Raw genomic sequence first — 13303 nt, 5'->3', positions numbered from 1 at the left:
GTTTAAAGTCATGATCTTTAAAAGTGGTCCGTCGCGTTTGCTGTTTACTCTTCTCATAATCGTAGCGCTCTCTATCGTTGCGCTCGATCTTACCTCCAATAAATTTCGTGAAGGCAAAGCCTATCTAAACCTTGTTGCTACCCCCTTGCAGTGGTTGGTGGATTTGCCAGTCAAAATGGCAGGTGGCGTTTCAGATGTGGTGGTCAGTCGAGCCACACTGATTGCAGAGAATGATGAGTTGCGAACAGAAGCCATTCTGCTAGAACAAAAAGTGCTACAAAACGCGACTCTTGCCAGTGAAAATCGCCGTTTAAGAACTTTGCTGAATGCTCGCCAAAAGGTGGAGGAAGAGGTTCAGATGGCAGAGTTGATAGGCGTTAGCTCTGACCCTTTTCAGCATGAAATATTGATTAACCGCGGTGAACAGGATGGAGTTGTTATTGGGCAACCTGCACTGGACTCCGGCGGTATCATGGGTCTTGTCGTTGATCTTGCGCCCGTCACCAGTCGAGTCATGTTGGTGACTGACTCTAGATCCTCTGTTCCTGTTCAACTCTTACGTACGGGTTTCCGTACCCTTGCGCTCGGTAGTGGATCCACTACTGAGCTCAAACTGGACCACATCCCCAATACTGAAGATATTCGTATTGGTGACCTACTTGTTACCTCTGGGTTGGGCGGCGTCTTTCCAATGGGTTACCCCGTCGCTGAGATAACCGAATTTAGACAGGAGCCTGGTCGCTCCTTTGCAGTGGTCAGAGCAAGGCCAACGGCAACGCTTGATAAGAGCCGCTATCTGCTTTTGGTTCAGCAGGTGAATGGATTAAAGAGGTTGGAGAGTGAGTGATCAAGCCTCTGGTGGTGGCTTTTTTGTCACACTGGCTACTTTTCTGCTAGCAATAACGCTGAGTCAATTTCCTTTGGACAGCTCTCTGCAGTGGTTCCGGCCAGACTTCGTTCTGTTGGTTCTTTTCTTTTGGCTTATTTGGGCCCCCAATCGTGTTGGCTTAGTCTATGCGTTTTTTATTGGGCTATTACTGGATTTAATGCGAGGCTCAGTGCTCGGTTTAGGTGCTCTATCTCTGACTCTGATTGCCTTCATTACACAGTTACTGCACAGTCGGTTAAGAGTGTTTCCAATGCTTCAGCAGTCCTTTGTGTTGCTGCTGTTGGTGGGGCTGAATCAATTGATCTACTATTGGATGCAAGGTCTGGTTGGAAATTCTGCTGATACACTGCTGTTTCTTTTGCCGGCTTTGACCAGTGCGCTTCTCTGGCCATTCGTGTTTATGACTTTGCGTCGCTTGGCACGATCCTTGGATTTGAACTAATGAACGTGGTTTTGGCCTCTCAGTCACCTAGACGACTGGAGTTATTAAAACAGATAGGGATCTCTCCAGAAGTGCATCCGGCTCATATCGATGAGACACCGTTGAGCGAGGAAACACCTGAGGATTATGTAAACCGCCTGGCACGTAATAAAGCCGAAGCCGTTGCACAACACTACCCAGGGGCTCTGGTAATAGGGTCCGATACCAGTGTAGTGATCGATAATCAGATATTAGGGAAGCCTGAAAGTCCTGACCACTTCTTTACTATGTTTAAACGCCTGTCGGGTGCCCAACATCAGGTTATGACCGCAGTGGCTATTTCTGATGGTCAACAGACTCGCAGCGAAGTGGTGATTACTCAGGTCAGCTTCTATCCTGTAAATAAGAGAGAGATGGAGCGCTATTGGCTCAGCGGAGAACCTCAGGATAAAGCGGGTGGCTATGGCATTCAGGGCATGGGTGCACTGTTTGTCAAAGAGATTAAGGGAAGTTACAGCGCAGTCGTGGGTTTGCCGATCGCTGAAACTGGAAAGATTTTAGAAAAATTTGGATTCTCAGCGTGGACCCAAGGGTCTGTTGAGTAAGGAGTAAGGTTTTGGGTGAAGAGATACTGATTAACTTCACACCGATGGAGACTCGAGTCGCAGTCATTGAAAATGGCATGCCGCAAGAGATCTATGTTGAGCGTGCAAAACGTCGCGGGATTTTAGGCAATATCTATTTAGGACGAGTGGTACGAGTACTTCCAGGCATGCAGGCTGCATTTGTCGATGTGGGACTTGAGCGAGCTGCTTTCATACACGTTGATGAAGTCGTTGATCAATCTCTGACACCGGATGAGCGTGCTGCTCTCTCCATTGCTCAGGTGTTGCGTGAAGGCGAATCACTGCTAGTACAAGTGACTAAAGATCCTATTGGCAGTAAAGGAGCCCGCCTGACGACCCATATATCTCTTCCATCACGCTATCTGGTCTTAATGCCAGATGCCTCTCATATTGGGGTCTCTCAACGAATTGAAGATGAAGAAGAACGAGATCGCTTGAAGCAGATTCTCAGATCTGAGTTGATCAATTCTGACGATGAGACAGCTGAGCCTGAGTATGGTTACATTCTGAGAACTGTGGCTGAAGGCGTGACAGAATTGGAATTAAAAGCCGATATCAGTTTCTTACATCGCTTGTGGGAGAGTATTCAGAACCGAGTCAAAGGGGCGAAAGCGCCGGCAACCGTCTATGAGGACCTGCCGCTCAATATGCGAGCACTCAGAGACATGACTCATTCTGAGATTGAACGTATCAGAATTGATTCTAAAGAGACCTTTCAGCGTGCACAAAGTTTCGCTCGAACACTAGTCCCTGAAATTGAATCAAAGCTGGAATACTACCCAGGCGAACGTCCCATTTTTGACCTCTTTAACGTTGAAGAGGAGATTGAGAAGGCACTGGGCCGCAAGGTTGAGCTTAAGTCAGGTGGCTACCTCATCTTTGACCAAACCGAAGCGATGACTACGATTGATATCAATACCGGCGCTTTTGTAGGCCATCGCAATTTGGAAGAGACGATTTTTAAAACTAATTTGGAGGCTGCGACAGCGATTGGTCGCCAACTGAGGCTTCGTAATTTGGGTGGCATTATTATTATCGACTTTATCGATATGGAAGACCCAGAGCACCAGCGTCAAGTTTTGAGAACTCTTCAGCGACAGCTAGATAAAGATCACGCTAAATGCAAAGTGACCGGCGTATCCGAATTGGGGCTAGTTGAGATGACGCGTAAGCGTACTCGAGAGAGTTTAGAGCAGGTTCTGTGTGAAACCTGTGAGACCTGTTCAGGTCGAGGCATGATTCGTACGCCTGAGACGGTGTGCTATCAAATCTTTCGAGAGATCTTGCGTCAACATAGGGCCTACGATACCGACTCCTATTTGGTCATTGCGGCTAAAGCCGTGGTTGATTATTTGCTGGATGATGCATCAGACCATGTCGCTGAACTGGAGTCGTTTATTGGGAAAACGATTCGATTCCAGAGTGACACTCACTACAACCCAGAACACTTTGATGTGGTTCTGAGGTAGCGGGGAATTCATGGTTCGGCATACGCTTTGGGTCAGTTGGTGGGTTTTGATGGTGGCAGCACTGTTAGCCATCCTGCTAACGGCTGTGCGTCTAGCATTCCCTTTGCTGGGCGATTACCGAACTGATATTGCGGCTCAGCTTAGTCAATACCTTGGTATTGAAGTCACCATAGGCGAGCTAGAGACTGGCTGGCGCGGTCCCTATCCAACCTTTGAGTTCAAAGAGATCCATTCGGATATTGACTACCTCAAATCAAAGCAGATCGAGTTTCACCTCCAAAACATCTCGTTTGAATTGGATCCATGGCGTTCATTGATTGATGCTGCGCCTATTTTTCAACGGGTCACGGCACAGGGTCTGAATGTAAAGTGGCGTCAGTCTGAAGGGCGTTGGCTGGCTGACTCGAATCAATCAGAGACCGATAATCGCGCATTCGATACGTTGATTGCTATTCTATTTGAACAGCCCTCCATCGAATTTTCTGAATCACAACTTCATCTGATTCCAGAATCAGGTCGCTCCCGCTTCATCAATCTGGACAATATGTCTCTTGAGAGCAGTGAAACAGAGCATCAATTGAGCGGTAGTTTTTGGATGCCAGTGTTGGGTCAAGATAGTCGCATGCGTTTTGCGATTCAGCACCAAGGTCAATCCTCAAACGGTCAGCTACTATTACCTTTCTATGTTGAACTCGATAACATTGGCTCAGAGTTGGCCGATCTTGCAGGGGTCGAACAGCGCTTCTCTATTAGTGCGAATGCGCGGCTATGGGGGCAGTTGCGTGGCGCCAGTCTGGATTATCTTGTCGGTAATTTATCAGCCAATAGCTTGCAACTTGTACTGCCCGATGAGCTTGGTGAGCTGGCACTAGAGCAGCTTTCAACAAATTTCTCTGTTCAGTCGGTTGATCGTGATTATCAGCTGCAACTTCAAGACTTTTCAACCCTCTATCAAGGCAGTGAATTCTCACTGCCACCGACTGCGATCGATTTAAGTACTGGCGTCAATGGTTGGATGGCTAATCGAATTCAACTGGCTGAGCTTAATCTATCAGACCTGTCGGCTCTTGCGCTTAACCAGCCTTTGGGTGATCAAAGCAGAGAGGTGATTAAATCGCTCTCTCCCGGTGGTTTAGTCAAAGGGTTAACCGTTGATCTTAGCCAGGGATTTGAAAACCTCTCTGTGGTCGGTGAGTTGTCAGATGTGTCGGTCAAATCCTGGAAAGGTTCACCTGCTGCATCACAGTTGAATGGTTCGTTTTATGTTTCAAGTGACCGCGGCTGGGTAGATATTGACAGTCAGCAGCTTGTCATGGAATTTCCAACGGTCTACGACTGGGCATTGCCGTTTAATTCTGCGCAAGGACGTGTTAATTGGCAACTTCACAGTGATTATGCGGCCGTTGGATCTGATCTATTAGAGCTGGGTCTGAATAACATCCGAACACGAGGGCAGTTCTCGATCGATCTACCCTATGATAAAGAGCAACAAGCGCTACTTAATCTATCGATGGGGCTTAAGGGTGCAATAGCCCGAGAGGCACTCCTGTTAACTCCGCCTAAGGTAGTCGGTGAAGGGCTTTATAGCTGGCTAAACAGAGCGCTGATTCAAGGTGATGTCAAAGAGGCTGGTTTAGTTCTGGTGACTCCGACTAGGTCTGTGGCTGATAGACCTAAGCCATTGAGCGAGCTCTACATTGCGGTAGAGAATACAACACTAGATTATCAATCACCCTGGCCCGTGTTGAACCGGGCCGAAGCCATCATACATGCTCGAGATGGGTCCGCTCGTGTTCAGTTAGAGCAGGGCAGTGCCGCAGGCACTGAGATCGGTTTTGCAGATCTTTGGATGGGGAGCGGCTCTGGGGAACTCAAGACCTTGTTGGCGATTGAGGGTTCAGCGTTTGAATTGAACAGCCTATTTCACAGTGAGGCATTGGCCAACAGTGTTGGCAATAAGCTAGGGGATTGGCAGCTCTCGGGTAGTCATAAATCACTAGTGGATCTATACGTTTCTCTCAAAGGAGGATCTCCTAAACTGCAGGTTCAATCCGAGCTGAATCGTGGTGTCTTTATATCTGAAACCCAACGGGTTGCCGTAACGGATATAGATGGCACAGTTAATTTTAATTTGGCAAGTGGACTGTCGGCTGAGGGTTTGAAAGCAAGCTTCTTAGGTCGAACATTTGATGTTGATATCTCAAGTGACTCAACCGCTACTGATATTCAGATCGCGGGTCGAATTGATTCTCAAAGATTAATGCACTGGGCTGGTATTCCGTTGTCAGGTGTCATCTCGGGTGAAATTCCACTCAACTCGACATTAAAACTCTGTACTAAACAGTGTCAATCGACTCTAAAAGTGGAGTCTCAATTAACCGGTACTCGAGTAGATGCTCCAGACTATTTGGCACATCAATCTTCCGATATTAGCCGTTTGAGCCTTTTGATGAGCTTGCAGCCATCACCATCCTTACAACTTAATTATGCGGATCGTTTAAAGGCTCACCTAAATTTAGATTCACCCTTAACCGGTAATATTCGTCTGGGTGGCAATCAGGCGAGCTATAAAATATCTGATCGCCTTCACATTGATGGATCCCTTCCTTCGGTTGAAGTTGATGAGTTACTTGGCTTTATTGATGCTCTATCAGAGTCAAAAACTGGAACTAAAGAGGGGCTTTCCGTTACGACAGCAATCGAGATCGGACAGCTGAATGTTGGAGCTCTTAAATTTGAGTCAATCCTTGCTGAGGCGAGCAATCCTAATGATCGGTGGTCTATTGCACTGGATGGTCGAGATATTCAGGGTGTTTTAGATTACAAGCTTGCTGATTCCAGCTTGAACTTAAATCTTCGCCACCTTCACCTGCGCACACCAGAGAGCGATCCATCGATAATAGAACCAGAAGTTCCATTGCCTGATCCGACACCCATCGAGGTGATTAGTAAAATACCTTCAACCAACCTTCTGATAGAAAATCTTGTGTGGAATGATGATCATTGGGGTCGTTGGACAACCCATCTACTTCCATCCGGCAATAGCCTCTTGATCGATCAATTGGAGGCTGATGTCGCAGGCATTAGCTTAACTGGACAGGGTATCTGGTCCGTCGGTGAGGGCGAGCAGAGTCGCATTGCCCTGAGAGCAAAAGGTAGTAACCTTGCCGACTATCTTGAGTCGATGGGTGATCCAAGGGCGATAGAGACGAAAAGTCTCTCCGCTGAGTTTGCACTGAGCTGGCCTGGCGCACCTTGGTCATTCAGTCGTTATCGCCTAGGAGGTGATCTGCAATTTGACCTTCGAAATGGGCAGATTTCCGAAGCAAAAGGTAACTCAGCGCTTCTTCGATTGTTTGGAATACTCGATTTTAACAATCTATTTAAACGTCTGCGCCTCGATTTCAGTGACCTTTATAAATCCGGTATTACCTTTGATAAGCTGGTCGGTAAGTACCATTTAGAGGATGGGGTTGCAAAGACTCAAGAGCCACTCATTATGAGAGGCGCTTCGGCCGATTTGACTGCAGAAGGCTCTTTAAATCTTATCAATAGAACGGTGGATAAACGGGTCGATGTGATTTTGCCGTTAACCGGTAACTCACCGCTGGCCGCCGTTCTACTTGGGGCCCCTCAGGTGGCAGGAGCCCTGTTTCTTATCGACAAGTTGATTGGGGATAAGATCAACGAAGCGACTAAACTGAGCTATTCAATGACAGGCCCTTGGAGAGAACCTGTGCTTGAAATCATTAATAAGAGAGATCGTTAAGATTTATCCTCAAGACTCGTCATCTAAGTCACGAAGGTACTGAAATACCTTTCTGAAGTTGGCCGGTGGCTTGTTCTCTTTGCGCTCTTTTTGAGCATTTCGAATCAAAGCTCGTAGATGCTGCATATCACAGTTTTCAAACTTCTCCATCACTTCAGAAAGCGCTGACTTGTCTCCGGCTATCAATCGTTCACGCAACTGCTCAAGTGCATGAAATTTCTGGTTGTGAGCAGCGCTAGCCGAGTCAAATTGGTCAATGGCGACACGAATCGCATCGGCATCCTCTGTGCGCATCAATTTGCCGATGTACTGAAGTTGACGTTTTTTCGCACCATTAGAGGTGATTCTTGCCATCTCTGCACAGGCCTCTGCTAGGCGTTCAGACATGGGGACTTTCGCTTGTTGATCAAGTCGTAACTCAGTGATGCGACCACCCAGTTTTTGAAGCTCTTCAGCTTCCCGTTTAACTTGGCTGCGGCTGACGAGTTCGATCTCTTGATCACTCTCTTTTGAAAAATCTTTACTGCTCATAATTAACCGTAGAAAAAGGTGGCTAGTCCGAGGAAGGCAAAAAAGCCTACCACGTCTGTAATGGTGGTGAGTAGAACACCCCCGGCTAGTGCTGGGTCGATTCCCGCTTGCTTAAGGGTCAGTGGCAGAAGGCTGCCTGCCATAGCGCCCGCGACTAGATTGATCACGATGGCCATTGCGATCACTATACCGATGGTCATATCTTGAAACCAGAGGACAGCAATGGCGGCCACTACAACAGCCCAGAGTGACCCGTTGATGATGCTAACGATTAACTCACGGTTAAACAGCCAGCCAATATTGTGTCTTTCAATGTGTCCAAGTGCTTGGCCACGAATGACAAGAGTGAGGGTTTGACTGCCGGCGATGCCACCCATTGAGGCGACGATTGGCATCAGTACTGCCAAGGCTACAACCTGATCGATGGTGGCTTCGAATAGGCCAATGACGGCCGAGGCCAAAAAAGCGGTAATAAGGTTAATTCCCAGCCAGACTGCACGACGCCGACTGGTTTTTAGTACCGGAGCAAAGGTGTCTTCATCCTCGTCCAGACCGGCCATGCTCATCAGTGAGTGATCGGCGTCTTCTCGAATTACGTCGACTACGTCATCGATGGTGATACGACCTAGAAGCTGTCGATCCTCATTGATAACAGGGGCCGAGATCAAGTCGCGCTGTTCGAAGATGCGAGCTACCTCTCGTTCAGGAAGATCGGCAGGGATCGCATGGTCATTCTCGGTCTTCATGATTTCACGAACCAGCATCTGTGGGTCTGAAATGAGAAGTCGAGTAATAGGAAGTACACCTATTAGTGCGTTGCGTTTGCGACTCACCACGAAAATACTGTCGGTACTGTCAGGTATCTCACTGTGTCGACGTAGATAACGAAGCGCCGTCTCAACCGTGATATCAGGTCGAATGGTTACCGTATCGGTATTCATCAGACCGCCGGCCGTATCATCGGGGTAGGAGAGTACCGCTTCAACCCGTTGGCGATTCTGCAAATCCATGTTTTGCAGCATCTCTTGCATGACCGTGTCAGGAAGCTGCTGAAGAATATCGGCTAAGTCATCGACATCGAGTGACTCTGTCATCGCCAGAATTTCTGCCGCGTCTAAATCGCTGACAATTTCAGCCTGAATATCTTCACCGAGGTGCTGTAGAACCTCACCCTCTATCTCTGGGTTGAGCAGGTTCCATACAATGCGACGTTCGCGAGGAGGGGTTTTCTCTAAAAGGTGAGCAACTTCAACAGGTCTCATGCCCTTATTGAGCATGTAGCGAATCTGTTTAAGATTGTCTGACTGAAGGGCTTCGCTTAACGTATCTAGAGCGATCGGTGCTTCGTCCGTACTCATGCAGCCCTCCTTTACGAGTAGGTTAGTCTCTACTCATCTTCGTCAAAACGGTTATTTATGATCTCAATCACAGCATCCATCGCGGCGGATTCATCCGCGCCATCCGTTTGTATGATTAGATCTGTTCCTTGGGATGCAGCCAACATCATAATGGCCATAATGCTTTTAGCATCGACTGTTTTGCCATCTTTTGTGATTTTGATGTCACAACCAAACTTACCTGTTACGCCAATAAGTTTAGCCGCTGCACGCGCGTGTAGTCCCAATTTGTTGATTATAGTAACGTTTTTTTCAATCATTGCGAAACTTATTCTGATAATTCTCGATGGCGTACTTGGATGTTATCCATTCTGTCAGCAAAGCGAGATGCAAGGCTCTCAGCAATATATACAGAGCGATGTTGGCCTCCCGTGCAACCAATACCTACAGTAACATAGCTTCGATTATTGGTTTTGAATTGGGGAATCCACTTCACAATGAACTGCTCTATATCATTAATCATTTCATTCACTTCATCGGAAGCGTTGAGAAATTTTTTAACCGGTTCATCTTTCCCAGAGAGAGGGCGCAACTCTACAAACCAGTAGGGGTTAGGAAGCACCCTGACGTCAAAGCTGAAATCAACATCTAATGGAACGCCGTGCTTGAAGCCAAAGGATTCAAACTGCAAAGAGAGCGCTTGCTCTTTACGCTGTGCTACCCTCAATTTAATGGTGTCACGCAGTTCATAGAGTGAAAGCCGAGTGGTATCAACTCTCATGTCTGCAGAACTTGCAATGGGCTCAAGCAGATCTCGTTCTAAGGCTATTGCCTCTTCCAGTCCAATATCTTGGTTGCTCAGCGGGTGTTTTCTTCGAGTGGCGCTGTATCGTTTCAATAGGGTCGCTTCTGATGCGTCAAGATACGTGATCTCGATGCCTATGTCTTCTCTAACCCTCAAGGATTCCATGATCTCTGGGAAGGCTTTTAGGTCGGTATGCTGGTTGCGGGCATCAATGCTCACAGCAATCAGGGGTGCGTTATTCTGGTCGTTAAGCATCTGCTCGACCAACGCTGGCAATAGCGTCGCTGGTAGGTTGTCTATGCAATAGAACCCAACATCTTCAAGTGCTTGCAAGGCGGTACTCTTCCCTGAACCACTGCGACCCGAGATAACAACGACTCTCATGATTAGACCTTTGATAGCTCAGTTGCTTTATTGAGTAGGGCCTCAGAATTCGTGCAGTCTCTGAGTGAATTAAGGGCTTCGGGCTTGCTGAACAGCTCGGCTAAACCAGCCAGTGTCTTAAGGTGCTCATCATTTCCATCATCGGGCACGATCAGTGCGCAGACAAGATCGACCGGCGCTGAATCGATTGAATCAAAATCGACACCGCCATCGAGTGTGATTAAGCAGGCGGATGCTGTTGAACAGCCCGGAATTCGACAGTGGGGTATACCCACGCCAGAGCCAATTCCTGTACTGCCTAATCGTTCACGATTAAGAAGGCCTGTAAAAATTTCATCTTCTGTTACGCCATCAACTGAAGAGGCCAGCTTTTCGCTGGCCACTTGAAGAAGGCGTTTTTTACTGGCGACTGACTCCCGGCAGGCGGTTGTTTCAGTCGTCAGTAGGTCACCTAGTTGCATGTTGTCGTTCGTTTATTTGTGAGATTTCATTTTTTCTTTATGCTTGATGATTTGGCGATCAAGCTTATCCACTAAGCCATCAATCGCTGCATACATGTCATCATGCTCATCAGAAGCGACCACTTGGCCACCGGCTAAGTGAATATCAGCCTCGGCTTTTTTACCCTGCTTTTCGACACTGAGAGTAACTTGTACATTCTGAATGTTGTCGAAGTGACGTTCTAGCTTATCGAACTTGTTACGTACGTATTCACTTAGAGCTTCAGTCAGGTCTACGTGATGACCAGTAATATTTATCTGCATATGACTTCTCCTCGTCTTAGGCGGAGTGAAAAAATGAGGCCGCCTACCTCAATTAAACCAAACGCTTTCTCTCATTTGAAGGTGGAATGTTGAGAACTTCGCGATATTTAGCAATGGTTCGTCTTGCAACATTCACCCCCTCTTCATCTAGTAGTGTAGCAAGCTTACTGTCACTTAGTGGCTTGCGAGGGTCTTCTTCTGAAATTAATTTTTTAATGATTGCTCGAATCGCAGTTGATGATGCACCACTGCCGTCACTGGTAGCCACCTGACTCGAAAAGAAATATTTCAATTCAAAGACACCGCGCGGGGTGTGCATGTATTTTCGAGTTGTAACACGGGAGATGGTGGATTCATGTAGATCAACGGCTTCAGCAATGTCGTGAAGAATAAGAGGCTTCATCGCCTGTTCACCCTGTTCAAGAAAACCGATCTGTCTGGAAACGATCTCCGTTGAGACCTTTAAGAGGGTCTCGTTGCGGCTTTGTAAACTCTTTATGAACCAGCGTGCATCCTGGAGATGGTCTTTTAAAAATTGGTTCTCCGCGGAGTTGTCTGCACGTTTAATCATGCCTGAGTAGACATCATTGATACGTAACTCAGGAACTACGTCGTTATTTAAAGTGAGTGTCCACTCCCCAGCGCGTTTACGCACGATCACGTCCGGTACGATGTAATCAGTATCACCCAGATCTAAAGAGTCTCCTGGTGTTGGGTTAAGTGATTGAATCAACCTAACCACCTCTGACAGTTGCTCCTCTTTGAGCCTCATACGGCGCATCAAAGATTTAAAATCTCGACTGCCCAACAGGTTTAAATAGTCGGTCGCTAGGCGCAGTGACTCTGCGCGCCAAGGTGTCTCTATGGGTAGCTGTCTTAACTGGATTTTCAAACACTCTGCAAGATCACGGGCACCGACACCGGGTGGGTCAAACTGTTGAATGCGGTGAAGTACTGTCTCCACCTCATCTATTTCCACTTCAAAAAAGAGTTCAGGTAGTTCCTCTTGGCAGTTAAGAAGAATGTCCTGCAGATCGGTGATCAGATAGCCACGATCATCGATAGAGTCGATAATCATCTCAGCAATGTATCGATCAACATCGCTGAAATTAACCAGATTCAGTTGCCAGTTAAGGTGGTCTTGGATGGTTTCAACCGCAGCGTCATTATCACCTGGCATCCAATCATCATCACGATTGGAATTTGAAGAGCTTTGGTAAGTATCGTCCCATTGACTGTCGGTTGAAAGCTGTTCAGGGATGTCATCAGTAGACCAGCTATCTTCCGGCTGAGACGATTCGAACGTCTCTTCGATCTCTGAATTAGATTGGGTCTCATCTAAGGTTGATGACTCTTTTTGCTCAATGCTTTGAGAGTTCTCTTCACTCTGATCTTCTTCATCGGCTACCTCCAGTAGTGGGTTACTATCGAGTGCCTCTTGAATCTCTGTCTGTAGCTCTAAGGAGGAGAGTTGCAGCAATTTGATCGCTTGCTGCAATTGTGGGGTCATGGACAGGTTCTGTCCGACTTTGAGCTGTAAAGAGTGCTTCATTAAAATGATAATTACTTAAAAGTGTGAGAGTTACAAGCGAAAATCATTGCCCAGATAAGCCTCTTTAACGGCTTGATTCATCATGATCTGCTCAGGCTCACCCTCTGCAAGAATGTTACCCTCACTAACGATGTAAGCCCGTTCGCAAATGTCGAGAGTCTCTCTGACATTGTGATCTGTTATCAGGACGCCAATACCTCGATCTTTAAGGTGTCTGATGGTCTGTTTGATGTCGCTGACAGAGATGGGGTCTACACCAGCAAAAGGCTCGTCCAGTAGGATGAAGTCAGGATCGTTTGCTAGGGCTCTTGCAATCTCAACTCGGCGTCTTTCACCTCCGGATAGGACCATCCCTTTGGACTCTTTGATGTGAGTGATATGAAACTCTTCAAGCAGTGACTGAGCTTTCTCGTGTTGTTGATCTTTGGTCAGGTCTTTTCTCTGCTCCAGTATGGCCATCAGATTGTCGTAGACACTCAGCTTTCTGAATACAGAGGCCTCTTGCGGAAGATAGCCTAAGCCGCGTTTTGCGCGCTCATGAATAGGCATTCTAGTGACGTCGTCGCCATTGAGACGAATGTTGCCTCGATCCGCTCTGACCAGACCTACAATCATATAGAAGCAGGTTGTCTTACCCGCTCCGTTGGGCCCAAGCAATCCTATAATCTCACCGGGCTCAACAGTGACGGACACATCTTCAATAACAGAGCGTCCTTTGTAGCTTTTGGCTAGGTGGAGGGCTTCGAGTGAACTCAT

The 13303-nt window shown here is 47.3% G+C and carries 13 protein-coding genes; 5 read left to right on the top strand and 8 right to left on the bottom strand.

Translation table 11 applies throughout. The features are described from left to right. The first annotated feature begins 10 nt into the window (after positions 1-10). The 5 genes from mreC to XMM383_RS06195 are packed head-to-tail and all read left to right on the top strand — an operon-like array spanning position 11 to position 7174. The gene (gene mreC / locus XMM383_RS06215) at positions 11-847 is read left to right on the top strand and encodes a rod shape-determining protein MreC (RefSeq protein WP_173480504.1); all 837 of its coding nucleotides are present in this window, start codon (positions 11-13) and stop codon (positions 845-847) included. Next, positions 840-1331 (top strand): rod shape-determining protein MreD, encoded by a 492-nt coding sequence (gene mreD, locus XMM383_RS06210; protein ID WP_173483326.1) that lies wholly within the window; start codon positions 840-842, stop codon positions 1329-1331. Before mreC ends, mreD begins: the two co-directional genes overlap by 8 nt. Beyond that, positions 1331-1915: a nucleoside triphosphate pyrophosphatase gene (locus tag XMM383_RS06205; RefSeq protein ID WP_173483325.1), complete on the top strand. Its 585-nt coding sequence runs from the start codon at positions 1331-1333 to the stop codon at positions 1913-1915. The genes mreD and XMM383_RS06205 overlap by 1 nt, the downstream gene beginning before the upstream one ends. Before the next feature lie 11 nt (positions 1916-1926). Then, positions 1927-3405 (top strand): ribonuclease G, encoded by a 1479-nt coding sequence (rng, locus tag XMM383_RS06200; RefSeq protein WP_173494691.1) that lies wholly within the window; start codon positions 1927-1929, stop codon positions 3403-3405. 10 nt (positions 3406-3415) lie between these two features. Next, positions 3416-7174, top strand: coding sequence for a YhdP family protein (locus XMM383_RS06195; RefSeq protein WP_173494690.1), 3759 nt, complete (start codon positions 3416-3418; stop codon positions 7172-7174). Positions 7175-7183: 9 nt separating this feature from the next. On the opposite strand, the gene yjgA is transcribed toward XMM383_RS06195, so the two are convergent. Genes yjgA through lptB form a run of 8 tightly spaced genes read right to left on the bottom strand, consistent with a single transcriptional unit; the run spans position 7184 to position 13303 of the window. Continuing rightward, the gene (gene yjgA / locus XMM383_RS06190) at positions 7184-7705 is read right to left on the bottom strand and encodes a ribosome biogenesis factor YjgA (protein WP_173494689.1); all 522 of its coding nucleotides are present in this window, start codon (positions 7703-7705) and stop codon (positions 7184-7186) included. A 2-nt stretch (positions 7706-7707) separates the two neighbouring features. Beyond that, positions 7708-9063, bottom strand: a complete 1356-nt coding sequence (gene mgtE, locus XMM383_RS06185) for a magnesium transporter (RefSeq protein WP_173480510.1) — start codon at positions 9061-9063, stop codon at positions 7708-7710. Positions 9064-9092: 29 nt separating this feature from the next. Next, positions 9093-9362, bottom strand: coding sequence for an HPr family phosphocarrier protein (locus XMM383_RS06180; RefSeq protein WP_173483320.1), 270 nt, complete (start codon positions 9360-9362; stop codon positions 9093-9095). A gap of 8 nt (positions 9363-9370) precedes the next feature. Further along, a complete protein-coding gene (gene rapZ, locus XMM383_RS06175; protein ID WP_173494688.1) occupies positions 9371-10231 on the bottom strand; it encodes an RNase adapter RapZ in 861 nt (286 codons plus the stop codon). 2 nt (positions 10232-10233) lie between these two features. After that, positions 10234-10692: a PTS sugar transporter subunit IIA gene (locus XMM383_RS06170; RefSeq protein ID WP_173483916.1), complete on the bottom strand. Its 459-nt coding sequence runs from the start codon at positions 10690-10692 to the stop codon at positions 10234-10236. A gap of 12 nt (positions 10693-10704) precedes the next feature. Beyond that, positions 10705-10995, bottom strand: coding sequence for a ribosome hibernation-promoting factor, HPF/YfiA family (gene hpf / locus XMM383_RS06165; protein ID WP_173483917.1), 291 nt, complete (start codon positions 10993-10995; stop codon positions 10705-10707). Positions 10996-11047: 52 nt separating this feature from the next. Then, a complete protein-coding gene (locus XMM383_RS06160) occupies positions 11048-12547 on the bottom strand; it encodes an RNA polymerase factor sigma-54 (RefSeq protein ID WP_173494687.1) in 1500 nt (499 codons plus the stop codon). A 30-nt stretch (positions 12548-12577) separates the two neighbouring features. Beyond that, positions 12578-13303, bottom strand: coding sequence for an LPS export ABC transporter ATP-binding protein (gene lptB / locus XMM383_RS06155; protein ID WP_173494686.1), 726 nt, complete (start codon positions 13301-13303; stop codon positions 12578-12580).

Source organism: Marinobacterium sp. xm-m-383, assembly GCF_013283255.1.
In the GTDB taxonomy this organism is placed as follows: domain Bacteria; phylum Pseudomonadota; class Gammaproteobacteria; order Pseudomonadales; family Balneatricaceae; genus Marinobacterium_E.
This window is presented reverse-complemented; position numbering and strand designations above follow the sequence as displayed.